The 24,225-nt window shown below is 61.0% G+C and carries 18 protein-coding genes; 8 read left to right on the top strand and 10 right to left on the bottom strand.

Going from position 1 to position 24,225, the window contains the following annotated elements; translation table 11 throughout:
• Position 1 precedes the first annotated feature (1 nt).
• On the bottom strand, positions 2 to 2,299 hold the full coding sequence (locus HQL98_04710; GenBank protein MBF0271370.1) for a bacteriohemerythrin: 2,298 nt from the start codon (positions 2,297 to 2,299) through the stop codon (positions 2 to 4).
• 922 nt (positions 2,300 to 3,221) lie between these two features.
• Here HQL98_04710 and HQL98_04705 point away from each other — a divergent pair.
• Both HQL98_04705 and HQL98_04700 read left to right on the top strand, forming a co-directional pair.
• Positions 3,222 to 5,114 (top strand): GAF domain-containing protein, encoded by a 1,893-nt coding sequence (locus HQL98_04705; protein MBF0271369.1) that lies wholly within the window; start codon positions 3,222 to 3,224, stop codon positions 5,112 to 5,114.
• A 20-nt stretch (positions 5,115 to 5,134) separates the two neighbouring features.
• A complete protein-coding gene (locus tag HQL98_04700; protein ID MBF0271368.1) occupies positions 5,135 to 6,844 on the top strand; it encodes a hypothetical protein in 1,710 nt (569 codons plus the stop codon).
• Here HQL98_04700 and xerD read toward each other — a convergent pair.
• On the bottom strand, positions 6,814 to 7,722 hold the full coding sequence (xerD, locus tag HQL98_04695; protein ID MBF0271367.1) for a site-specific tyrosine recombinase XerD: 909 nt from the start codon (positions 7,720 to 7,722) through the stop codon (positions 6,814 to 6,816). The genes HQL98_04700 and xerD overlap by 31 nt on opposite strands.
• Positions 7,719 to 8,474, bottom strand: a complete 756-nt coding sequence (locus HQL98_04690; GenBank protein ID MBF0271366.1) for a class I SAM-dependent methyltransferase — start codon at positions 8,472 to 8,474, stop codon at positions 7,719 to 7,721. The genes xerD and HQL98_04690 overlap by 4 nt, the downstream gene beginning before the upstream one ends.
• Positions 8,475 to 8,525: 51 nt before the next feature.
• Here HQL98_04690 and gloB point away from each other — a divergent pair, with 51 nt between their 5' ends.
• The 5 genes from gloB to HQL98_04665 all read left to right on the top strand — a co-directional run bounded on the left by gloB (position 8,526) and on the right by HQL98_04665 (position 14,758).
• The gene (gloB, locus tag HQL98_04685) at positions 8,526 to 9,296 is read left to right on the top strand and encodes a hydroxyacylglutathione hydrolase (protein MBF0271365.1); all 771 of its coding nucleotides are present in this window, start codon (positions 8,526 to 8,528) and stop codon (positions 9,294 to 9,296) included.
• A gap of 431 nt (positions 9,297 to 9,727) precedes the next feature.
• Positions 9,728 to 11,656 carry a HAMP domain-containing protein gene (locus tag HQL98_04680; protein MBF0271364.1) on the top strand — a complete coding sequence of 643 codons (1,929 nt, stop codon included), beginning with the start codon at positions 9,728 to 9,730 and terminating at the stop codon, positions 11,654 to 11,656.
• 127 nt (positions 11,657 to 11,783) lie between these two features.
• Positions 11,784 to 13,838 (top strand): HAMP domain-containing protein, encoded by a 2,055-nt coding sequence (locus HQL98_04675; GenBank protein ID MBF0271363.1) that lies wholly within the window; start codon positions 11,784 to 11,786, stop codon positions 13,836 to 13,838.
• Positions 13,839 to 13,858: 20 nt separating this feature from the next.
• Positions 13,859 to 14,383: a chemotaxis protein CheW gene (locus tag HQL98_04670; GenBank protein MBF0271362.1), complete on the top strand. Its 525-nt coding sequence runs from the start codon at positions 13,859 to 13,861 to the stop codon at positions 14,381 to 14,383.
• A gap of 75 nt (positions 14,384 to 14,458) precedes the next feature.
• Positions 14,459 to 14,758, top strand: a complete 300-nt coding sequence (locus HQL98_04665) for an STAS domain-containing protein (GenBank protein ID MBF0271361.1) — start codon at positions 14,459 to 14,461, stop codon at positions 14,756 to 14,758.
• Between the two features lie 7 nt (positions 14,759 to 14,765).
• Here HQL98_04665 and HQL98_04660 read toward each other — a convergent pair whose 3' ends face one another.
• The 7 genes from HQL98_04660 to leuC all read right to left on the bottom strand — a co-directional run bounded on the left by HQL98_04660 (position 14,766) and on the right by leuC (position 23,266).
• Positions 14,766 to 15,503: a hypothetical protein gene (locus HQL98_04660; GenBank protein ID MBF0271360.1), complete on the bottom strand. Its 738-nt coding sequence runs from the start codon at positions 15,501 to 15,503 to the stop codon at positions 14,766 to 14,768.
• A complete protein-coding gene (locus HQL98_04655) occupies positions 15,500 to 17,041 on the bottom strand; it encodes a hypothetical protein (protein MBF0271359.1) in 1,542 nt (513 codons plus the stop codon). Before HQL98_04655 ends, HQL98_04660 begins: the two co-directional genes overlap by 4 nt.
• A 1-nt stretch (position 17,042) precedes the next feature.
• On the bottom strand, positions 17,043 to 18,914 hold the full coding sequence (locus HQL98_04650) for a hypothetical protein (protein ID MBF0271358.1): 1,872 nt from the start codon (positions 18,912 to 18,914) through the stop codon (positions 17,043 to 17,045).
• Between the two features lie 82 nt (positions 18,915 to 18,996).
• Positions 18,997 to 20,019, bottom strand: coding sequence for an aspartate-semialdehyde dehydrogenase (locus HQL98_04645; GenBank protein ID MBF0271357.1), 1,023 nt, complete (start codon positions 20,017 to 20,019; stop codon positions 18,997 to 18,999).
• A 51-nt stretch (positions 20,020 to 20,070) separates the two neighbouring features.
• Positions 20,071 to 21,147, bottom strand: a complete 1,077-nt coding sequence (gene leuB / locus HQL98_04640; protein MBF0271356.1) for a 3-isopropylmalate dehydrogenase — start codon at positions 21,145 to 21,147, stop codon at positions 20,071 to 20,073.
• A 22-nt stretch (positions 21,148 to 21,169) separates the two neighbouring features.
• A complete protein-coding gene (leuD, locus tag HQL98_04635; protein MBF0271355.1) occupies positions 21,170 to 21,811 on the bottom strand; it encodes a 3-isopropylmalate dehydratase small subunit in 642 nt (213 codons plus the stop codon).
• A gap of 36 nt (positions 21,812 to 21,847) precedes the next feature.
• Positions 21,848 to 23,266, bottom strand: coding sequence for a 3-isopropylmalate dehydratase large subunit (gene leuC, locus HQL98_04630; GenBank protein MBF0271354.1), 1,419 nt, complete (start codon positions 23,264 to 23,266; stop codon positions 21,848 to 21,850).
• Between the two features lie 365 nt (positions 23,267 to 23,631).
• Between leuC and HQL98_04625 the strand changes: the two genes are divergently transcribed.
• Positions 23,632 to 24,087, top strand: a complete 456-nt coding sequence (locus HQL98_04625) for a thermonuclease family protein (GenBank protein ID MBF0271353.1) — start codon at positions 23,632 to 23,634, stop codon at positions 24,085 to 24,087.
• The last annotated feature ends 138 nt before the right edge of the window (positions 24,088 to 24,225 follow it).

The following is a 24,225-nucleotide window of genomic DNA, read 5'->3' as shown; positions in this document are numbered from 1 at the left end:
CTCAATCCAGCCCTTTGCTCTTCAAGAAAGGCACAAACCGCATGTCCACATCCATGATGTGTTCGATCAGCCAGCTTTTGGCAATGGCCAACAGATCGATGGCCACGGAAAAATCACCGGCCTCGAAACGCTGGATCAGGTCCGCCACGGCGGCGAGGAGTTTCTGATGTTCCCGGATGTGGGCGGCGATATCCGGATAGCCATAACGGGCGAAATACTCCTCTTCGCGCCGGAAATGAAAGATCGTGTAATCCGCCAACTCCTTGAGCAAGGCACCAAGCACCTCCCGTCCCTCTCCTTCTTTCATGGCGAGGTGCAACCGGTTGACCATGTCCACCAGTTTTTTGTGATCCGCGTCCACCTCCCGCACTCCGGTGACCAGACGCTCATCCCAGGGGAAGAAGGGACGACAGACCACCTCCAGTTCCCGCTCTCCCAGATAGAGCCGATCCAGATTGCGGAAAAAAAGATTGCGGGCCTGCAAATGATCCACCAACGCTTTTTCCGCCTCCGGCGCTGCGCTCGATGCACAGGAAGTGATCCGCTGGCCAAGGGCTTCGGCCTGCTCCAACAGCGCCCCGGCGCGACGGGAGACATCCTGAAACAAGGCCGACTCCCGGAAAGCGGGATCGGATCCTGTTTGCAACGTGTGCAGGCAACCCGCGACGATGCGGGCCGCTTCTCCCGCCTCGAAGGGGTGACGCCCGCTCAAGGCCAGTTCCAGCCGCGCCTGCAACAACAAAAACGCCTCCTTGATGGCGCGCATATCAAAGAAGGGGGCGGTCTGTTCCGTCAGATCGAGGCGGGTGGCGTAAAAGGCGTTGATCATGTCCTGAAGCACCCCCCCCAGACGATCAAACTGGGTGGCGGAACCGTGCATCAGGGAGGCGGTCTGGCTGGCGTTTTCCATGCATTCCCGCACCAGCAGGGAGGCGTCACGGGTTTTGCGGGCCGATTCCAAAATGCCCAGCACCCGTTCCAGGGCCTGATTGGTATCCTGGGCCGCCGCCTGGGCCGCCTGGGCCACATCGGAAGAGGAACGGGCGATCTCCGTGGTGCCGAGTTTGACCTCGGCGGCGGAACGGGAAACATCGGCGACCGAAACCATGAGGCGTTCGGTGCCCTGGGCCACGGAACCGGTGGCGGTGGCGATCCGCTCCATGTCGCGACCGATGGCCAGAGTGGTCTCCATCTGGACGTTGACGGCGTTGGAGATTTCGGTGGTGGCCGCGGTAATCCGTTCGATGCTGGAGACGATCTCATGGTTGGAATCCGCCACGGCCACGCTGGTTTGCTTGATTTCCAGGATGCGATCCAGGATCAGTTTGGTGGCGTTGGCGGTCTTTTGGGCCAGATCCTTCATTTCGTTGGCCACGACCCCGAATCCCCGCCCCGCCTCCCCGGCCCCCGCCGCCTCGATGGAGGCGTTCAGGGCGAGCATTTTGGTCTGATCGGCGATGGTGTCGATGATCTCCACCACATGACTGATCTCGTGGGTGGCGTCGGCGAGTCGTACCATGATGGATTCGCTGTCGTGGGCACGCAGGCTGGTCTGGTCCGACTCCCGGGCGGCGGCTTGGCATTGCTGACGGATGGTCTCCAGGGAGTCGTTCATTTCACCCACGGCCAACGATGCGTTGCGTACCGAGACATCCACCTCTCCCATGTTGTGGCTGACGATGCCGATCTCCCCGGTGATCTGCTGGGACGAGGTGGCCAGTTCGGCAATGGAGACACTGGACTGTTCCACCCCGGCGGCGATGGTCAACACACTGGACGACACCTGCACCGAAGCCGCCGAAATGGCGGTGAGATTCTCCATGGTCTCCTGCACCGATTGGGTGACCCGCTCGATCTCGGACGCCAGCAGATCGTTTTGCTTCGAGACCACCGTGACATTTTCCCGGGATTTTTCCGCATCGTCCCGGAGCAATCCCCGCATTTTCATCAACTCCGAGGCGCAGGCGGTGAGACTGCCGGCGTGCAGGGCCATCACCGTCTGCACATCGTCGCACCCCCCGCTTCCGCTTTGCAGGCGATCCATCCAGGCCCGGAGTTCCGGTGGCACATCCCCCCCGGCGGCCAGCGATTCGCCTCGGGTTCTGGTCTCCGCGAGCCGGTCGAGTCCCCTGAAAAGCCGGCGCAACCGGACCGTCAACCGCACCAGCACCGTTGCGCCGACTGCCGAGGCGGTCAACGCCGACCAGAACAGCCCTTCCACCAGAGATGAAGCCGCAGGGTGGGCCTGTTGCGCGAGCGCGTAATGCCACCACAAGGGGCCGGCACCCAAAACCACCACAAGGCCCACCCCCCCGGCAAAACGGAATGGAAGCGACAAAGATGGCCAAAAAGATTTCATCGGAGAAGGTTTCAAATCCGCAGCCGGCATGATGACTCACATGCGGCCCAAAGGGTGGCTATCGATTGGGTCCGAGGTGCTCCTTGCCGCATTGCGGACAACGCCAAGTGCGCCCCCCTCCCATCCATAAATCGGTGTTGCGGCAGAGACATTCGGTACACAGGGCCACACCACAGTCGCAGGTCCAGGTAAAACCCGGATCCGCGTGACAGGCCATGCAGGGCGGAAAATTCCTGCCTTTTTTGCGGGGTTTGGATGAATTTTCCAGTATGGTTGGAGACATCATACAATTTCCTGAAGGGTTGTAAAGCAAAAGATGACCCAGCCCCCCGGCAGGGGCCGATCAAGGGAACCGACAAACGCCGGAAGCCAAAACCCGCAGCCCACGTTTGCCAGAAACCATGACGCGCATGGGAAAGGGCACAAGAATGCCGACGGAGATCACACTATCGGATTCAGGGAGGGGGATCAATCCATTTTTTTGTCCCGCGGTTTTTTTCAATGCCGCCATTTCTGGTATTGCTTTTACTGAAACACTTCAATGAATTGTAAATTTTTCTTGCGCCACAAACCGTTTCCTCTATAATCAACAAAAATGCATTAATCAGCACAGACAAAAAATAGTTATAGTCACAATCCCGCTTGAACGGATATCCCGGTATCCAGCCATCAAAAAATCGACCCGCAAACAAGGTGATCCCACATGAGTTTCGACCTCTTCGAGGGTGAAAACACCGCCATCGCCCAAGCCGCAGCCCTGCTGGAAAATCCGGAGATTCCGGCGGAGCAGTTGCGCGCCGGTTTGGGCAACCTGCTGAAGGGATACGAAAAGCTGCTCAAAGGCACACAAAAAATCCTGCGCATGAGCGACCGCAACGAACAAAAGGTCAAACAGGCCCACCAGCAAATCCAATTGCAGCAAGAAGATCTGAATCGCGCCCACCAGAACCTGGAACGGCACGCCGAAACCCTGGAACAAACCGTGCGCAAACGCACGGCGGATCTGGTGCGTTCCCAAGAAAAGCTGCAAAAACTGGTCGAACTCGGGGTCTCCCTGGCCCAGGAGCGGGATATCGACACCCTGCTGGAAAACATTCTGCTGGGTGGCAAGGCCCTGACCCACGCGGATGCCGGCACCTTGTATCTGCGCACCAAGGATGATTTGCTGCGCTTCACCATCGTGCGCACCGACTCTTTGGGGATTTCCATGGGGGGGGCGGGTCACCAACCGGTCCTCATGCCCCCCGTGGCCATGACGCAACCCGATGGCACCCCCAATCTGAAAAACGTCGCCGCCTATGCCGCCAACTCCAGCGAAACCGTGGTGATCGCAGACGCCTACGACTCCCACAGATTCGATTTTTCCGGCGTGCGGCAGTTTGACCAGAAAACCGGCTATCGTTCCCAATCCTTTCTCACGGTGCCGCTGAAACCCCGTCAAGGCAAGGTGATCGGCGTGATGCAATTGATCAACGCCACCGACCCGAACACCGGCGGAGTGATTCCGTTTGATCCGGAGGTGATCACCTTCGTGGAGGCCCTGGCCGCCCAGGCCGCCATGACCCTGGACAATCAATTGTTGCTGCAAGCCCAGAAAGATCTCTTCGACGCCTTTATCCAACTGATCGCCGCCGCCATCGACGCCAAATCCCCCTATACCGGCGGACACTGCGAACGGGTGCCGGAACTGGCGCGTCTGCTGGCCCAGGCGGTGTGCGAAACCGATCATCCCGGATTCACCGACTTCACCATGACCGAAGACGAACACCAGGAGATGCGCATCGCTTCCTGGCTGCACGACTGCGGCAAGGTGACCACCCCGGAGTATGTGGTGGACAAGGCCACCAAACTCGAAGGGATCCACAACCGCATCCACGAGGTGCGCATGCGCTTCGAGGTGCTGCATCGGGACGCGGAAATCGCCTGTCTGCAAGCATTGCTGGCCGGCCAGTCAGATCCGCAAACCGTACGACAGACCTTGGAGGCCGAACTGGCCACGCTGCAAGAGGCGTTCGCCTTCATCGCCCGGGCCAATGTGGGGGGGGAGTTCATGACCGCCGCCGACAAGGAGCGGATCCGCACCCTGGCGCAACGAACCTGGATCCGCCATTTCGACGACACCCTGGGTCTGTCCTACGCGGAACTCAAGCGCAAGCCCCCGGAAGCCCGCGGCCTGCATGTGCCGGAACCCCTGTTGGCCGACAAAGTCGAACACATCATCCCCAGGGAGCGGGATACCACCATGCGGGATGAGTCCATGGGCATCCGCATGCCGGTGCCGGAACACCTGTACAACATGGGGGAAATCTATAATCTGTGCATCGAACGGGGCACCCTCACGTATGAGGAGCGTTACAAGATCAACGAACATGTGGTGCAGACCCTGGCCATGCTGGAAAACCTCCCCTTTCCCGACTCCATGGCCCGGGTACCGGAGTTCGCCGGCGCCCATCACGAAACCATGCGGGGCACGGGTTATCCCCGTCAATTGCAACGGGACCAGATGTCCGTTCCGGCCCGGATCATGGCCATCGCCGATGTGTTCGAGGCGCTGACCGCCACGGATCGTCCCTACAAAGAGCCGAAAACCCTCAGTCAGGCCATCAAGATCATGGGCTTCATGAAAAAAGACGGTCACATCGACCCGGATCTGTTCGTCATTTTCCTGAAAAGCGGCGTATATCAACAGTATGCGGAGAAATATCTGAGCGCCTCCCAAATCGATACGGTGGATTTGACCCCCTATCTGTCTTGATAAAGAACGCGATCCCCTTCATGCCCGACCACGCCATCACGCATCCAGACCACACCCTCACCTGGGACACCCACGGCTCCGGGAGTTTCCGGGAGCCGGACGGCTCCACGGGCCAATGGAATGACCAGGGGGAACGCTCCTGGCACGGCGCGGATGGATCCGTGGGGGTCTGGCGGCAGGATGGTTCGATGGATTACACCGAACCCCTCCACGGAATCCGCTTGACGGTTCTCGGAGATGGCTCGGGACACCTGCACGCCAAAGACGGCTCCCACGCCAGTTGGGATCCGGAGGGCAAAGGGGAATGGACCACCCCCCACGACACCCGGGGATGGTTTCAGGCGGACGGATCCGGCGGGATCCACCATCCGGACGGTTCGGTGGAACTTTGGAACGATTACCGGGAAGCCCTGTTCATCACCCCGGACGGGGTGGAATTTCTGCCCTCTTCTTATGATATGGGCACTTTTCCCGGCCCGGATCACGACATCCGGGAGTCGTTCACCCCCACAGGGGCGGAAAGCCACAGCGATGCGCAAGGCGACCGCATGCGTTACGCCGCCGACGGATCCGGAAGCTGGCTGGGAAAAACGGGAGAGGAGCTGATCTGGGATGGCGCCGACATCCACACCCTGCGCACCCCGGACCATGCCCTGGCCACCCTGGAGACCGACGGTCTGATCATCTGGCAGCACCACCGGGTACGGTTCTGGATGGATCGAACCGGGCTGGGGGGATGGTCGATGGCGGATGGATCCCGGGGCGCCCACGGCGGGGACGGTTCCTGCCTCTACGAAACCGGCACCGGTTCCGGCGGCTGGCGGGACGGATCGGGCTACTCGGGCTGGTGGGATGACCAGGGCAACCGGGGGGGACGGGATCCCGTGGGGGCCACCTGGAGTCTGAACGCCGACGGATCCGGCACTTTTGCCGATGCCATTCTGTCATCCCGTTGGGATGCGACAGGCCACGGGGTATGGACCCAGCAACGCGGTCCCGTCACCGGCACCTGGGAGCCGGACCATCAAAAAGGCACCTGGGTCCGGACCGATGGGATCCGGGAGTCCTGGCAGGGAGAGGCCTCCGGGGAGTTGTCCCACAATCGGCACCATTGCGAAGCCTGGGAACCCACCGAGTTCACCCATCTGTCACCGGACGGGGCCATCGGGGTGTTGCAGACCAACGGCTCCGGCTCCTGGTCCGACATCCACGGCACCTTGCACACCTGGAGCCTGGACCAGGGCCATCGGGTCACCCATGGGGACGGCTCCTTCGACACCCTGTCGCCGGACGGCGCTTACGAATACCACCATGCGGCGGACTCGGTCCGGCTGCCCCCGGAAAACGGCGCCCGCATCTGGACCCCACCCCCCATCGACACCCTCGCGGAAACCGATCCCCTGCCCATTCGCGCCGCGCTGATCCGGGCCGTGACCCAGGCCAGACACGCCGTGATCCAAGGACGCATGCGCAGCGCCCGGATCCGACATCGACTGGAACAATTCCGCGCCGGCCCTCCCCGCCGCTCTCTGGCCGCGGAGCCGGAACCGGTTCACAGCCGTGCGTCGATGGCCTTGGCCCAGGCGGACGCCCGCATGCAGATGGCCCGGATCCGACTTCAACAAATCGCCGCCCTGATCCGCATCCGCCGCATGGAACACCGCATGCGCCGCCCCCAACCCAGAATCGCCACCGGTGGTCAATCCGCGCCCCGTCCAGACCGGGGATGAAACCGGGCATGGACCTGTTTCAGCCGTTCGTTGGCCACATGGGTGTAGATTTCGGTGGTGGAGACATCCGCGTGCCCCAGCAGCATCTGCACCCCCCGCAGATCCGCGCCGTTTTTCACCAGATGGGTGGCGAAGGAATGGCGCAGACCGTGAGGAGAGATGGTCTTGACGATTCCGGCCATGGCCGCGTGACGCCGGATCACATACCAGAAATTCTGACGGGTCATCGGTTCGCCCCTGGCGGTGACGAACAAAGCCGGAGTCGGTTTGCACCCTTGCATCAAGACGGGTCGGGCCGAACGCACATAACGGGCGATCATGGCCAAGGCCCGTTCCCCCACCAGGGTGATCCGCTCCTTGTCCCCCTTGCCCACCACCCGAAAAAAACCCATTTCGGCATTCAAGTCCTGGGTGCCGATGGTGACCAACTCCGACACCCGCATGCCGGTGGCGTACAGGGTCTCCAGCATGGCCGCATCCCGCAATCCCAACGGGGTGGAATCGTCGGGGGCGGCCAACAGTTCGTTCACCTCCCGTTCGTCCAGCACCTTGGGCAGGGTGCGCCGCCGCTTGGGAGAAGAGAGCAGTCGGGCCGGATCGTCGGCCCGCACCTCCCGCTCCACCAGATGCCGAAACAGCCGCCGCACCGCCGACAGCTTGCGCGCCACCGAAGTGGCGGCCAACCCCCGTTGATGCAGATCCTCCAGCCAGCAGGCCAGATCCTCCCGGCTCACGGACAGCAACCCCTCTCCCCGGGCCGCGATGAATCCGGCGAATCCCTCCAGATCGTTGCGGTAGGCCTCCAGGGTATTGTTCGCCAATCCCCGTTCCACCAGCAACTCGTCGAGAAAGGCGCCGATACGGCTGATATCGTTCATCGGTTGCGCTCCTCTTCTTCCCGCACCCGGTTGTTGTTGCACATCGGCACGGCCAGACGGCGCTGCGGAGAGGTGTGGCGATTACCCGCGTCGATACTGGGCACCGCGTACACCACCTTTTCCGCCTCCCACAAAATCACTCCCCCCAACGGAGCGAACCAGCGGGCGCCGGCCTTTTCCCAGGCCGACGCGGCGGCAAGCCAGCGTTTGCCTTCCAGGGGGGGCATGAACAGGGCGTAACAGGATTGGCGGGACAAAAACAACGACTCCTCCAGGGTGACCCGCAGTTGGGCCGGAGAATAGGGCCGTCCCCAGCCGAATGGCGTGGCATCCCGTCTGGCCCACAATCCTCCCCGGTTGGGAACCATCACCAGCACCCGTCCACCCGGCACCAGCACCCGCCAAGTCTCCCGCAGGGTGGCGCGGGGGGATTGCACTCCCTCCAGCAAATGGGTCATGATCACCCGGTCGAAGGATTCATCGGGAAAGGGCAAGGCATCGGGCCGAACCTGGGCAATCCGATTGCCGCCCCCTCTGGGCCAGTGGGCCACCCCCATTTCGGCGGGAGAGCAACCCAACACCGTGCCGAGATGGGGCGCCCCATCCCCCAGATAAGGATGGGGATAACCAAATCCCAAGGTATGACCCGACGGATTGGTTCGCAGCCAACGCCCCATGGCCTCCCCCACCACACGGGCCGCGGTCCGTCCCAGGGGGGATTCGTACCAACTCTGTAGACGGATCGCTTCCACGGTCATCCTTTAATCGGTACTTTTTCCATTCAAAATCGAGGAGTCGTCATTATGCCCCAACCCCATCCCAGCGTCGAGGCTGTCCCGGCGGCCCGGGACAACATCATCTGGATGATCGCCACGGGTCCGAACCGCTATGCCGTCGTGGATCCCGGGGAGGCGGATCCGGTGAGCGCCTTTCTGAATCAACGAGCCGCCACCCTGTCTCATCTGCTCATCACCCACCACCACGCGGACCACATCGGCGGCATCGACATCTTGCGTCAACGCCATGGTGGTCGGGTGGTGGGAGCGGGTCACGACGCCCATCGCCTGCCCCGTCTGGATCAGCCAGTCAGCGAGGGGGCGCGTCTTCTCCTCGACGACAATCGGGTGGCCGAGGTGATGGAGGTGCCGGGACACACCCTGGGACATCTGGCCTACCGGGTGGACGACGCGCTTTTTCCCGGGGACACCCTGTTCGGTTTCGGCTGCGGTCGTCTGTTCGAGGGTACCCCGGCCATGATGTGGCACAGCCTCAGCCGGTTCCGCGCCCTGCCCGACACTACCCGTCTGTTCGCCGGCCACGAATACACCCTGGCCAATCTGGATTTTGTCATCCACCTGGAACCCGATGTGGCCGAACTCCACACCTTGAAACAGGGCTTCATGGAGATGCTCGATGGTGGCGGATTCACCCTGCCCCACCCCCTGGGGCTGGAAAAACGACTCAATCCTTTTCTGCGCGCCGACGACCCGGCATTGGCCGCTCGACTGGGCATGGCCGGGGCGGATCCTGTGGCGGTTTTCGCCCTGCTGCGGGAGCGACGCAACCGTCATTAGATTTTTGATTGCACGCCATCAAAAAATAATCTATAACTTAAATGATAGTTAATGGAGACAAACATCCATTTCAAAAGATCACTTTTGACAAGAAGGTGATCAGACCCATACCTGGGGGGGGAAACATGGGAATGACGCAAACGCTGCGCAATTTGACCATCGGGACCAAAGTCGGCGGGGGATTCGGTCTGGTGGGGGTATTGTTTCTGGGGGTGATCGGGCTGTATCAAACCACCCTGACCCAATCGTTGGACCGCTTCAAGGGGGATGTCCTGGAACGGACGGAGGTGGAAAAGTCCAATGCCCTCAACACCAACATCCTGATGCTGCAAGCCCGACGCGCCGAAAAGGATTTCCTGCTGCGCAAGGAGAGCCAATATCTCGACGCGGTGACCAAAAACGTGGAAGAGGTCCAAAAAACAGTCGATACCATGCTCCAGAAGGCCACCGACAATCAAGATGCCGAAAGCCTGCGCCTGGACACCGAAATCAAAAAACGGACCGAAGAGTATTACAACAGCTTCAAAACCGTCGCCACAAACGAGACCGAAAAGGGATTGACCGCCCAATCCGGTCTGCAAGGGGCCTTCCGGGAGGCGGCCCACGCCATGGAAAAACAGATTCTGCGTTACGACACCGAGGAGATCTATCTGGCCTTGTTGCAAACACGCCGAACCGAAAAAGATTTTCTGTTGCGCAAGGAGGCCAAATACGTCACGCAACTGGAGGGAAATGTCAAGCAATTCTCGACTGTTGTAGCCGAGTCCACCCTGCCGGACACGATCAAGAAACAGCTTTCCGATCAGGCCGCTCTTTACCTGAAGGATTTCCAGAACGCCTCCGCCGCCCTGCTCGCCGGCAAGGGGGACGGATCCGGCCAGGCCCATGGCTATCGGGAGATCGCCCACGACATCGAACACGCCTTGCAGGCGTTGTATGTGCCGGGTCTGGCCCGGATCTATCTGGAACTGCGCAAGGATGAAAAAGATTATCAACTGCGCGGGGAAGAGAAATACGTAGCCCATGTCGCCAAACGCATCCAGGCCATCCATCAGGCATTGGCCAGCGCCACCATTCCGGATGACGACAAGAAGAGTCTCGCCAATGCTGCCCGGACCTACGCCCAAACCTTTGCCGCCCTGGTGGAAAAAGACCAAGAGATCCAAGCGGCTGCGGAAAGAATGCGGGCCGCGATCCACGCCATGGAGCCGCTGATTGCCGATCTGGTCAAAGAGGCCAGCACGGACATGAGCAAAACCGCCGATGAAACCAACAGCCACGCGCGCCACAACGCCCAACTGGCCCTGACCACCAGTCTGGTGATCCTGATGATCGGTGCTGTGCTCGCCTGGATCATCGGTCACGCCATTTCGGTCCCGGTCCGGTCGCTACAAAAGATGACCGAAATCTTTGGCCAGGGGGATCTGACCGTCACCACCGACATCCGGCAAAAAGACGAAGTGGGCCAGATGGCCACCTCCTTGTCGGCCACCGTCACCCGGTTGCAAGAGGTACTGGGACAGGTGAAACTGGCCTCCATCGAGGTGGCCCAAGGCAGTCTGCAACTGTCGGACGCCTCCCAGGGATTGTCCAACTCCTCCACCGAGCAGGCCGCCGCCATCGAACAGACCTCCTCGGCCATGGAACAGATGACCGCCAGCATCCGCTTGAACAACGACACTGCCCAGATCACCGAAAAAATCTCCCAACAGGCCGCCACGGATGCGGTGGAAACCGGCAAGGCGGTGTTGAACGCGGTGGCCGCCATGAAGGAAATCGCCGAAAAAATCTCCATCATCGAAGAAATTTCCCGCCAGACCAATCTGTTGGCCCTGAACGCCGCCATCGAGGCCGCCCGGGCCGGAGAACAAGGCAAGGGATTCGCCGTGGTAGCCGCCGAAGTGCGCAAACTGGCGGAACGCAGTCAAACCGCGGCCAGCGAGATTGGTGGCCTCTCCTCGTCCAGCGTCGCGGTGGCGGAAAAGGCCGGCAACATGCTGGGCAAACTGGTGCCGGACATCCAAAAGACCGCCGAACTGATCCAAAAAATTTCGGCCTCCAGCCAGGAGCAAAACCGCAGCGCCGACCAGATCAACGCCGCGATTCAATCCATGGATCAGGGGATCCAACGCAACGCCGGCACCTCGGAAGAGATGGCCGCCACTTCCGAGGAACTCTCCGCCCAGGCGGATACCCTGCAAAACGCCATATCCTTCTTCAATACCGGTGATGAGACCCGGTTCCGGCGTGCCGGCCCACACGTTCCACGCCTGCCGGCCTCCCAAAACATCCGACTGGCGTTGCCCGCTCCGCCCCGCAGCGCAGGCTCTCTCACGGATCAGAGATTCACTAAGTTCTAATGTGTAATATCATGAGATTCTGAAAAAACCGTTGCATCGAAACCAGAATCAGTTATGATCCCCATCACAACAGCACATCACTCTTGAAAGAAACCTGCAACCGTCTGAAACTGGAGGAAGAAGGGGCATGAAAGATCTGAAATTGGGACTCAAACTCGGACTCGGCTTTGGTCTCGTGTTGCTTCTGACCGCCCTCGTGGCCTTCAGCGGCTACAGCGGCTTGAATGGACTGGCGGATCGCATCGACAAAAGCCATGACATGGCCTCCCTGATTGACTCAATCAACAAAGCCGGCATCGCGGAAAAGAACTTCATCATCCGCAAAGATTTCAAGCATGCAGAAGAAAACAATAAGGCACTGGAAAACCTCAAGAAACAGGCACTCATCGACCGGGATCAAAAATTCCAGGATCCCAACGACAAACGGGAAATGGACGATGTGTTGGGTCTGGCCGAAGGTTACAACAAGGCCTTTACCCAATATGTGGCCATGGAAAAAAAACGCAACGAAAGCCTGACCCGCATCCGTGATATCGCAGACAATGTCGTGCGTGTGGAAGTGACCTCCATGCAGGAAGATCAGGCAAAAAAACTCCACGAACTGATCGCCCAGCAAGCCAACGTAAATGCGGCGGACAAAGCGGCCCAAATCGAGCACACCGCCAAAATCGAAGACCGGGCGACCAAGGCCGCAAAAGCTGCACAAATGTTGATTGATTTCAAGGATGCCCGCATCGGAGAAAAAGAGATCTTCATCAGCAACGGCAAGGATGAAAAACAGGTCAAACGCAACCTGGATGGCTCCTCCTCAGCCCTGAAAAACGCTCAGGAACTGTTGGTTACTTTCAAGGCACAAAGCAACATCGATCAGGGCAAGAGAATCATCGCGGGCCTTGAGCAGTATCAAAAAGAGATGGTCATCATGAATGAAGCCATCCAGTCGCAAAACAAGTCCGAACAGGAGTTGATCGCGGCACGCACCAAAGCCGAAGAAAAAGTGGACGCCATCGTTGAGGGACAAAACAAAAAGGCAGCGGCCCAGATCACCTCTTCCAGCTCCCTGATCATCTCGGCCAGCGTCGGCGCCGTGCTGATCGGACTGGTGATCGCCTATCTGCTCACCCGCCTGATCGTCAGCGCACTGACCCAGGGTGTGGTCTTCGCCCGGAGCATTGCCGGGGGTGATCTCACCGCCACCATCGATCTGGACCAGAAAGACGAAGTGGGTCAACTGGCCAACGCCCTCAAGGACATGGCTACCAAGCTGCGAGAAGTGATCGGCGAAGTGTCGGTCGCCGCCGCCCAGGTGTCGGCGGGCAGCAACGAAATCTCCAACGCCGCGCAGAATCTCTCCCAGGGGGCCACCGAACAGGCCGCCTCCATCGAAGAGACATCCTCGGCCATGGAAGAGATGTCTTCCAACATCCAGCAGAACACCGACAACGCCAACACCACCCAGAACATCTCCCAGAAAGCCTCCAAGGATGCCGCCGAAGGTGGAGTCGCCGTGGAAGAAGCGGTCACCGCCATGAAGGAAATCGCCTCCAAGATCGGCATCATCGAAGAGATCGCCCGTCAAACCAATCTGTTGGCCTTGAACGCCGCCATCGAAGCCGCCCGCGCCGGTGAACACGGCAAAGGCTTCGCCGTGGTGGCCGCCGAAGTGCGCAAACTGGCGGAACGCAGCCAGACCGCCGCAGGCGAAATCAGCCATCTGTCCGCATCCAGCGTAGGCGTGGCCGAACGGGCCGGAGGCATCATCAACAAACTGGTTCCGGACATCCAAAAGACCGCCGAACTGATCCAGGAAATCGCCGCGGCCAGCCAGGAGCAAAACCAGGGGGCCACGCAGATCAATCAGGCGATTCAGCAGCTCGATCAGGTGATCCAACAGAACGCCGGATCCTCCGAAGAGATGGCCGCCACCGCCGAAGAGTTGAGCGCCCAGGCCGACATCATGAGCCAATCCATCTCCTTCTTCAAAATCGGCAACCAGACGCCCCATGTGACCCGGAGCAAGCCCGCCTCCAGACCCAAGATCGGCGGCGGCGGTGCCAAACCCCAACCCCATCTCCAAAAGCACGCCACCAAAGCCCTGCCCGCTCCGTCCGGACATAAATCCGGCGGCGTGGATCTGAACATGGGTGGTCATGCCTCGGATGATGAATTCGAGACCTTCTAACTCCTCAAGGAGCCCAGACCATGAGCGTTCCTGGACTGACCGAAGTGACCCAATTTTTGACCTTTCACCTGGATCGGGAGGTGTTCGCCATCGACATCTCCAAAATCAAGGAGGTGTTGGAGTTCTCTGCCGTGACCAAGATCCCCAGGACTCCCGATTTCATGTGCGGGGTGATCAATCTGCGGGGCAGTGTGGTGCCGGTGGTGGACCTGCGCCTGAAGTTCGGCATGTCCAAAAGTGAAAAGACCGTCAATACCTGCATCATCATCATCGATGTGATCCAGGAAGAAGGCACTACGGTCATCGGTGCCATGGCCGACTCGGTCAAGGAAGTGGTGGAACTCGATCCCAATCAGATCGAGCCTGCGCCCAAGATCGGTACCGGACTGCGCACGGATTTCATCCGCGGCATGGGCAAGCAGGGCAACCACTTCGTCATTCTGCTGGATACCGACAAGGTCTTCTCGGCCGCCGAGCTTTCCCTGCTTCAGGATGCGGGCAAGGTCGGAAGCTCCGCCAAGGCCCCCGCGGAAAAAGCGGCCTGATTTTCGTTTCTTCACCGCCAGGGGGAGGCGTTGCCGCCCTCCCCCTGGCCTTTGTCTGGATGCAAAAGGTTCCCCATGTCCATCACCACCCATGAAGAGTCCGGGGTTGTCACCATCACCCTGGATGACAAATTCGTTTTCAGTGACCACCGGGCCTTCCGGAACACCTATCACAACCGACCACCCGGAACCCGCTATATTCTTGATTTCCGCCGGGTCACCTATATGGACAGTTCCGCATTGGGCATGCTGCTGCTGCTCAAGGAAGAAGGGGCCGGAGGCGACAAAAACAGCGTGCAACTGCTCCATTGCAACGATCAGGTCCGCAAGATTCTGGATGTGGCCAATTTCTCCCAACTGTTCACCATGACATGAACCGGCCTCAACTCAACCATCCATAAAGCCACAACAGCCCTGGCCCGAGAGGCACCAGCCAATCTGTCCAGCGACCCGATCCCACTGCGTGCGCCACCGGCGGCAGTCCCTCCACAAAGCCACGCGCACGCAACCCCTCTTCACGCCGCCGCAAATCCCACAACAAACCCGACAGCAAGGCGCTCCCGGCAAAAGCCAAGCGTTCCAGCCGTTCCCCCCGCCCCATCGCCGCCCCGAGTCGCGCCGTCAGGCCCATCCGCACCCACTGGGCCTGCTCCCGGAAACGCCCCAGACCCGACAGACAAAATCCCAAAATCGACAACCCCCGCGCCACAGGCACCCCGAACCGCTCCAGCCACCCCAGATAAAATCCCACTCCCCGCACCAGCTCCATGGGGGTGGTGACACGTCCCACGCTCCAGGCCAACAGGGCCAGGATCATCAGACGCAGCGCCTGATGCACACCCGCCATCAGCCCTTCCCGTGTCACAAACGGCCATGATGCCCACAGGAACTCCCCAGGGGTCATCCAGCCATGCACCAGCAGCAGCGCCAGCAGCAGCCAGCGCAAATGAAAAAGGCCGCGCCCCAGGAATCTCCAGGAAAGGGACGCGGCCCATGCGGCCAAACCCACCAACCCACACCCCAGCCACCAGACCAACGAAAACAGCGGCGCGGACATCATGACCGACAACAACAACCCGAAGGCCAATACGGTCAAACGGGGATCTCTGCCGCGTCTCACCGCCCCACCCGACGCCCCCCACCGGCCGGCGTCTCCTCCGCGTCAAAAGGCACAAACTCCCAGGATTGAACCGCCCCCCCGACGACCACCGGATCCGGCGGCATCGGCGCCACCACATGGGGGGCTGAAGGGACGTCCGTGGGCAGGAATTCAAAAGAGAGCATCTCGATTCCTTCCTTCTCATGGGTTTTCAAGGTGTGGGTTGCCTCCGGCCTGGAGGCTGCCTCCTCTTCGGGTGTCAAGGACCAGAAATCCTTGACATCCAAATCCATGTACGCCTCCGTCTCATCCGGCCCGACAGGAGAAACGCCACGCTCCGGACCCCAGTCGGTCTCCTTCTCGGCGCTGGCGAAATCGGCAAAGGCATCCAACTCCGCGTCAAGCCCGACTGCCGCAGCGGACGCCAAACCGGACTCCCTCAGCAGATCCACACCGGTGGTCTCTGCCAGAGGGATTCCTCCCGGTTTTTGCTCCGCCGCAGAAAGACTCCCTGCCTCCTCCGAAATTTCCGGCGGCGGCGCCGGCAACTCCCCCAGAGGATCCGGAGCGAAACCCGTTCCATGCCCTGGCCGCGGCTCCTCCACCACCACAAACGCGGCCAACGCCGGATCATCGCTCCAACGCTCCTCCGGAACCGGTGCGGGTTCCGGTGCGGGTGCCGCTTTGGGAACTGGTGCGGGTTCCGGTGCGGGTGCGGGTGCCGCTTTAAGAACTGGTGCCGGTTCCGGTGCGGGTACCGCTTTAAGAACTGGTTCCGGTGCGGGTTCCGGCTCATCGGCCACGGCCACCGGCTCACGCCGGGCATCCAGGATTCCCCCGGCGTGGGGCAAGGCTTCCGGCATCAAGAACTCATCCGCTTCCTCCCGACGGCGAAACACCCGACGGATCCCCAGCAACACCAACAACGCCGCGCCACCCGACACCCCGGCCAGCACCTCCCGGGACAATCCCGCCACCCATCCCCGCACACCCGATACCCAAGCCGGCCAACCGGCGGCCCATCCCGGCAAACCCGTCAGCCATCCCCGCCCGCCCGCCAACGAACCGGAACCCTCCACACGCACCACCGGAGACTCAACCCGATCCATCCCGGTTTTCACCGGAAAGACCGGCGCGGTGCCCGTGGTGGGAAAGGCATCCAGCACCACCGGATAGTTGCGCACAAAGGAGATATCCGACTGGGTGACACGCAGCAGCAGCGTGAAGAACGCTTCATTCTCAGGCCGACTGCCGGAGATCAGAATCCGTCCGCTGCGTCCGGGACGCTCCGGGCTGGGCGAGTTTTCGACCAGACGGGCGCTCAGGCGGGTACGGGCCTCGCCCCCTCCGACAAAATCGGAGCGGGATCCCACCAGCACCTCGATACGCGGCATCTCCTCTCCCGGATCCAGAGCAAAGGCAATTTCGGCGGAAAAAGGGGCGTTCAAGGCACTTTGCACCTGCAACGGTCCGGTCATGGTGAGGGCGGAAGCCTCGTTGACCATCAACCCGAGAATCAACACGCCCCAGCCGACCCGTCGCAACCAGCCCGTTTTCAAATCAACTCCTGGCATCGTCATGGCCGGAAAACTCCTCGGAAATCTCCAACACCATTGCGTCATCGTCTTCCTGGGCCAAAGTCGGCCACTCCCTTTTGTCCGCTTTTTCATCCCCTGACGACTGTTCCGCCGCCACATCGGCAACAATCCGCTCCCGCTCGAACTCGATCACATCCAGCGGATCCTCCTCGAACCCGCCCTCCCCCCCCACGGAAGAAACCATCCCCCCCATACCGCCCGTCAGTGCCTGATCCATGGAAAACGGAATGATCTCCGGCAGATGCAAAGAAGGCACATCCGCCACCTGCGGGTCGTCGGCCCCTGACGAAATCAACTCCACCGACGTTTCGCCGTCATCGTCCAGATCCGGCAAGAAAAGCACCCCCCTGGAGTCCTGAGTCTGCCCGGTTTCCATGGGCATCAGGCCCACCGGTTCCAGATCATCCTCCTCACTGTCGTTCTCCCCGTCATTTTTGCGCGTCAACCCGGCGGCCATGGCCAACAGCGGCACAACCACCCCGGTGGCAACCACGGGAACCACGGACGAACCAACCGCAGTCGTCCCCCATTTCGGCTCCGACGTGAAGCCCTCTGCGGATTTGCTCTCCGTAGAAACCGGATCCGTCCCATCCGGTACAGATGCGGATTCAGCGGTTTTGTCCATGGACGGCTCACCGACATCCCCTTCAGGACGCTCCCGACGACGCCACCACACCAGACCGCCCACCAAAACCGCCACCCCCGTGGCACCCGCGCCCCCCACCAAAGTCCAATCGATGGCCTCCTGCATAGCGACCAGCTTTTCGGTTTCCAGCGTTTCCACCCGTTTGGTCATGGCGCTCAACCGGGATCTGAGCCTCTCCCGCTCGGCTTCGCTCTTGACGAATTTCTGGTTGAGCTCCTCATACCGCTCGGTCTGGCTCTTCAACTGCTGGAGGGTATCGGCCAGTCTGGTGGCCACAGCGGCGTCGGAGTCCACAGCCGGACGGGAAGGTTCCGCCGCAGCGTTCCCGGCACCCCCGGAAGAGGACGTGTCAGGCTTCCTGGCAACCGCAGCCAGCGCGGCAGCACTCCCCGGATCCGGAACGACCACCGGTGGCGGCGCAGACGCAGAAACGGGGGATGGGGGAGCAGGAACGACCGATGGCGGCGCGGCAGGAGGCACGGGAGCCGTCACAACGACCGGTGGCGGCGCAGCAGGAGTCACGGGAACCGTCACAGCCGGGGCGACCGGTGGCGTCGCAGCCGGAGTCACAGGAGCCGTCGGGGCCGCAACACCGTGGTCAGGCCCAGGGGTCATGCTTTTGGCGGGAGCGGTCTTCGGCTTCTCCCGGTTCTTGTTCTGGCTTGAAGTGGTGGATTTGGCGACTGAGGTGCCGGTGGCAGCCGTCTGGCGGACCGTCAGGTTCGGAGCCGCCATCGGAGTAACCGGGGCGCCTCGCTCCCGGGGCGCCGGATCCAGCATGACCCGATAGGCCCGAATCTGGGATCCCCGACCCACGCTGCCTTTCAGCAAAAGATGAAAAAACGGATCCGTAATCGGGGACTTGCCCCGGATGGTCACACGCCGCTGGCGATCCTGTCCCGGAGAAAGGGTGGCCGTCAACCCGGCGATCGCCGGAGAGCGGACCAATTCCATCAACCGGTACTCCTCGGACCCGGCCAAGATCATGGAGAGATCCGCATGCTCCTCTCCCGGCGCCAGTAGTACTGGAATTTCAGCCCGGAATGGCTCTCCCAGACTGCTGGAGATGCGCATATCACCCAGGGAAAAGGCCTCGGCGCTGACCGGAACACACAACGCAAGCACCAAGGATAACAGGATTGACGGACGACAGACCCCCGGCTTGCGGGAGAAAAGGATACGCGGCATGACCACCCCTGTGCATCGGCGTATGAAGGAGACGACCCCATATCCTTGCAAAAATCATGCTATCGTCCGTCAACCCCTGAAATCAGATGTTCAGGTAATCGCGAATCAACACCTCGGCGATCTGCACCGCATTCAGCGCGGCGCCCTTGCGCAGGTTGTCGGAGACCACCCACATTTGCAAGCCGTTGTCCACGCTGAAGTCCCGACGGATGCGGGAGACGAAGGTGGCATCCCGACCGGCGGCTTCCCGGGGGGTCATGTAGGTGAGGGTGGACGGATCATCCACCACCTCCACACCCGGTGCCTGGGCCAACAGGGCCCGCGCCTCTTCCGGGGAGAGGGGACGTTCGGTTTCGATGGTCACCACCTCGGAGTGGGAATTGAACACCGGAACCCGCACGGTGGTGGCGGTGACGCGAATGGCCGGATCGAGAATCTTATGGGTCTCATTGACCATCTTCATCTCTTCCTTGGTGTAGCCGTTTTCCAAGAAAACGTCGATCTGGGGAATGAGATTGAAGGCGATGGGCTTGGTGAATTTTTTGGGGGGCACATCCCGGCCAGGGATATAAAACGAACGGGTCTGCTCCATGAGTTCGTCCATGGCCGCCTTGCCCGCCCCGGAAACCGCCTGATAGGTGGACACCACCACCCGCTTGATGACCGCCGCGTCATGGATCGGTTTCAAGGCCACCACCATCTGAATGGTGGAGCAGTTGGGATTGGCGATGATGCCTTTTTTCTTGTAGTCGGCGATCGCCTGGGGGTTGACCTCAGGCACCACCAGGGGCACATCCGGATCCATACGGAAATAGGAGGTGTTGTCCACCACCACACAACCGGCGGCGGCGGCCTTGGGGGCGTAAACCGCCGACACCGACCCGCCAGGGGAGAACAGTCCCACATGCACGCCGGTGAAATCGAAGTCGGCCAGATTCTTCACCACCAACTCCCGACCCTTGAACTCCACCACACTGCCGGCGCTGCGTTCCGAGGCCAGCAGATGGACCTCTCCCACCGGGAATCGACGCTCTTCGAGAATCGCGAGAATCTCCCGTCCCACATTGCCGGTGGCTCCGGCGATGGCTACATTGAATACGTCCATGATCGATAACATCCTGTACAAAAGGTTTGAAGATTCCCGTGAAACGGGCCGTTAATCGGTCAGCGCCGCCACCACGGCATCACCCATGGCCGCGGTGCCCACCTTGTTCATGCCGGTCTGCCAGATGTCGGCGGTGCGCAAGCCCGCATCCAGCACCCGGTTGACCGCCCGCTCGATCCGGTCCGCCAGGGCGGGCTGGTCGAGGGTATAACGAAACATCATGGCCACGGAGAGAATCATGGCCAACGGATTGGCCACTCCCTGCCCGGCGATGTCCGGAGCCGAGCCGTGAATGGGTTCGTACAACGCACTGCGATCCCCCAGAGACGCCGAAGGCAGCATGCCGATGGAACCGGTCAACATGCTGGCCTCGTCGGAGAGAATATCGCCAAACAGATTGGTGGTCACAATCACGTCGAACTGGCGGGGATTGCGGATCAACTGCATGGCGGCGTTGTCCACGTACATGTGGGACAGGGCCACTTGCGGATAATCCGCCGCCATGGCGATCACGGTCTTGCGCCACAGTTCGGTGGATTCCAGCACATTGGCCTTATCCACCGAGCAAAGCCGGCCCTGACGCTTGCCGGCGATCTCATAGGCGCGCCGGGCCACGCGCTGGATCTCGTCGGTGTAGTAGACCAGGGTGTTGAATCCCTTCTGCCGTCCGTCGGGCAGGGTCTCCACCCCTCTGGGCTCCCCGAAATAGATCCCGGAGGACAACTCCCGCACCACCATGATATCGATGCCCGCCACCACTTCGGGCTTCAAGGTGGAGGCGTTGGCCAACTGGGGGAAAACCTGGGCCGGACGCAGATTGCAATACAGATCCAACGCCTTGCGAATGCCCAACAGCCCCCGCTCGGGCCGGACCGCATAGTCCAGAGCTTCCCATTTCACCCCCCCCACCGCCCCCAGCAGCACCGCGTCCGCCGCCTTGGCCGCGGTCACGGTCTGGGCGGGCAACGGGGTGCCCACCTGGTCGTAAGCCGTGCCGCCGATCAGGCCTTCGCTCCTTTGCAAGGAGGTCAGACCCTGGGCCTGCATCCAGTCCAAAACCTTGACCGCCTCGGCCATGATCTCCTGGCCGATACCGTCACCGGGCAACAACAGAATCGATTTGCTCATGATGTCATCCTTCATTCATTGGTCACGCAAAAAAAACCCAGGGCGCCGACTGGCGTCGTTGCGACTCGAAAGCCTCGATGGCGGTTTGGTGTTCCAAAGTCAAGCCGATGTCATCCAGTCCGTTGACCAGACAATGCTTTCGGAAAGGATCCACCGCGAAGGCGTGGACCTCTCCATCCGGAGTGGTCACAGTCTGGGCGGGCAGATCCACCGACAGGGTATATCCCTCCTGTCCGACCACGGCGGCAAACAGCCTCTCCACCGCCGCTGCCGGCAGCACCACGGGCAGAATGCCGTTCTTGAAACAGTTGTTGAAAAAAATATCCGCGAAACTCGGCGCGATGATCACCCGGAATCCATACCCCAGCAACGCCCAGGGGGCGTGCTCCCGACTGGAGCCGCAACCGAAATTCTCCCGGGCCAACAAAATCCGGGCATCCTGGAAACGGGGCTGGTTGAGAACGAATTCGGGATTTTTCGGCCTGTGGTCACAAGGCTGGCCCGGCTCTCCCCGATCCAGATAACGCCACTCGTCGAACAGGTTGGGTCCAAATCCCGTGCGACGGATGGATTTCAGAAACTGCTTGGGTATGATGGCGTCCGTGTCCACATTGGCCCGGTCCAGCGGGGCCACCAGGGCGGTCAGGCTGTTGAAAGGTTCCATGGGGGATCGACTCCCGTGTCGGTTGGAAGAAAAATTTCAGGCGCTGGCCCACTGCCCGGCGCGTACATCGACGAAATGACCGGCAATGGCCGCAGCCGCCGCCATGGCCGGGCTGACCAGATGGGTACGTCCCCCCGGTCCCTGCCGTCCCTCGAAGTTGCGATTGGAGGTGGAGGCGCAGCGTTCACCGGGTTGCAACACGTCGTCGTTCATGGCCAGACACATGGAGCATCCCGGCGTGCGCCACTCGAAACCGGCGGCCAGGAAAACCCGGTCCAACCCCTCCTCCTCGGCCTGACGCCGCACCAGACCCGTTCCCGGCACCACCATGGCCAGTTTGACCGAATCCGCCTTGCGCCGTCCCCGCACCATGGCCGCGGCGGCCCGCAAATCCTCGATGCGTCCGTTGGTACACGAACCGATGAAAACCTTGTCCACCGGAATGGACTCCAGCGGGGTTCCGGATTGCAATCCCATGTAGGCCAGAGACTGCTCCACCGAAGTGCGCCGCACCGGATTGGATTCGGCAGCCGGATCCGGCACCTGACCGGTGATCGGCAGGGTCATTTCCGGAGATGTGCCCCAGGTCACCTGGGGGGCGATGTCGGGAGCGTTGAAGGTGATCTCCCGATCAAAGCGCGCCCCTGCATCGGAGTGCAACTCCCGCCACGCCACGACCGCCCGCTCCCAGGTCTCTCCTTTGGGAGCCAGGGGACGATCCTGCAAATAGGCCAGAGTCTTGTCATCCACCGCCACCATGCCGGCGCGGGCACCCGCCTCGATGGCCATGTTGCACACGGTCATGCGACCTTCCATGGAGAGGGCACGCATGGCGGATCCGGCGAATTCGATCACATACCCGGTCCCCCCGGCGGTGCCGATGGCGCCGATGATATGCAAAATCAGATCCTTGGCCGTAACTCCCGGCGACAATTCCCCCTCCACGCTCACCCGCATGGTGCGGGGCTCTTTTTGCGGCAAGGTCTGGGTGGCCAGCACGTGTTCCACCTCGGAGGTACCGATGCCGAAGGCCAACGCGCCGAAAGCCCCATGGGTGGCGGTATGGGAGTCGCCGCACACCACGATGCAGCCCGGCAGGGTGATGCCTTGTTCCGGGGCCATCACATGCACCACCCCCTGACGGGGATCACCGATGCCGAATTCAAGCACGCCGAACTCGGCACAGTTGGCATTCAGGGTTTCCACCTGCAACCGGGAGATGGGATCCCGGATGCCCAACTCCAGATCCCGGGTGGGCACATTGTGATCCGGGACCGCGAAGGTCTGACCGGGCCGAAACACCCGACGTCCGGCGAGCCTGAGCCCCTCGAAAGCCTGGGGACTGGTCACCTCGTGGACCAGATGACGATCCACATACAACAACGAAGTGCCGTCCGACTCGGAACGGATGACGTGGGCATTCCAGATCTTGTGAAACAGTGTTTGCGGTGACATCGAGGCGGTCTCCATCGGAAAAGGCATGGCGAATGACACGTTGGAATGCGACAGATTAGCCAACCCAAAGCCGGACAACAAGGCATTCTAACATCCGATAGCACTTGACCTCAAAAAGCCCCCTCAACGCCCCATCCGATCCAGCGGCCCCCTCCGACTCCCAACCCTGGCGCAACCCTCCTGCCCACCCCCCGCCTTGCGCCAACACGCACCCCACCCAAACTCATCCTTTCCGCATCGATCCGATCCGGAAAATAATGCATCCATCGTCATATTCTTGATGAAAAGGATTGCGCTCTCGCTACTGGATGTTAGAATAGACTAAGAAATTTATCAATCCAAAACTTTTATAATTTAAATCCGCCATGATCCCCATTCTCCCCCGCGCCTTTCCGCTTCTGGTCCTGCTGGTCAGCCTAACCACCCCCGCCATGGCCGCCAAAAAAAGTTACGGCGACATCGACGGAGCGGTCTATCTGAGCAATCCCGACGGCGACACCCTGCGCATGAACATTCCCGGGGTGCCACCCCTGTTAGGGGAAAACATCTCGATACGCATCCGGGGGGTGGACACCCCGGAAATCCGGGGTCTGTGTCCCAGGGAGAAACAGTTGGCCCAAGAGGCCAGCCGTCAGGTCCATCATCTGCTCGCCAGCGCCGGCCACATCACCTTGAAAGACGTGGGACGGGACAAATATTTCCGCATCGTGGCCACGGTCCTGGCCGACGAGGTGGATGTGGGGGCGATGCTGTTGAACAAAGGACTCGCCACCCCCTATGACGGGGGACACAAAACCAAAAAATGGTGCGAATCCCCCTGATTCGGCCATTCCATCGTTTCCGGACTCCATTTCAGCCATCCCCCAGCTCCCTGCCCGCCCCGACGGGTCAACCGTGGCGTATCGCCCGGCCCCGCGCTAAACTGTCGGCCTTTGAGCCATCTTCGTTATTCTTGCCAT

It is taken from the genome of Magnetococcales bacterium (assembly GCA_015231755.1).
Classification (GTDB): domain Bacteria; phylum Pseudomonadota; class Magnetococcia; order Magnetococcales; family Magnetaquicoccaceae; genus Magnetaquiglobus.
This window is presented reverse-complemented; position numbering and strand designations above follow the sequence as displayed.

Bases quoted from the DNA above. Each gene is read 5' to 3' on its own strand.
- HQL98_04705 (MBF0271369.1), top strand. From the start codon at position 3,222: ATGAGCGACCGCAACGAACAAAAGGTCAAACAGGCCCACCAGCAAATC.
- HQL98_04700 (MBF0271368.1), top strand. From the start codon at position 5,135: ATGCCCGACCACGCCATCACGCATCCAGACCACACCCTCACCTGGGAC.
- xerD (MBF0271367.1), bottom strand. From the start codon at position 7,722: ATGAACGATATCAGCCGTATCGGCGCCTTTCTCGACGAGTTGCTGGTG.
- gloB (MBF0271365.1), top strand. From the start codon at position 8,526: ATGCCCCAACCCCATCCCAGCGTCGAGGCTGTCCCGGCGGCCCGGGAC.
- HQL98_04680 (MBF0271364.1), top strand. From the start codon at position 9,728: ATGCTCCAGAAGGCCACCGACAATCAAGATGCCGAAAGCCTGCGCCTG.
- HQL98_04675 (MBF0271363.1), top strand. From the start codon at position 11,784: ATGAAAGATCTGAAATTGGGACTCAAACTCGGACTCGGCTTTGGTCTC.
- HQL98_04670 (MBF0271362.1), top strand. From the start codon at position 13,859: ATGAGCGTTCCTGGACTGACCGAAGTGACCCAATTTTTGACCTTTCAC.
- HQL98_04665 (MBF0271361.1), top strand. From the start codon at position 14,459: ATGTCCATCACCACCCATGAAGAGTCCGGGGTTGTCACCATCACCCTG.
- HQL98_04650 (MBF0271358.1), bottom strand. From the start codon at position 18,914: ATGCCGCGTATCCTTTTCTCCCGCAAGCCGGGGGTCTGTCGTCCGTCA.
- HQL98_04645 (MBF0271357.1), bottom strand. From the start codon at position 20,019: ATGGACGTATTCAATGTAGCCATCGCCGGAGCCACCGGCAATGTGGGA.
- leuB (MBF0271356.1), bottom strand. From the start codon at position 21,147: ATGAGCAAATCGATTCTGTTGTTGCCCGGTGACGGTATCGGCCAGGAG.
- leuD (MBF0271355.1), bottom strand. From the start codon at position 21,811: ATGGAACCTTTCAACAGCCTGACCGCCCTGGTGGCCCCGCTGGACCGG.
- leuC (MBF0271354.1), bottom strand. From the start codon at position 23,266: ATGTCACCGCAAACACTGTTTCACAAGATCTGGAATGCCCACGTCATC.
- HQL98_04625 (MBF0271353.1), top strand. From the start codon at position 23,632: ATGATCCCCATTCTCCCCCGCGCCTTTCCGCTTCTGGTCCTGCTGGTC.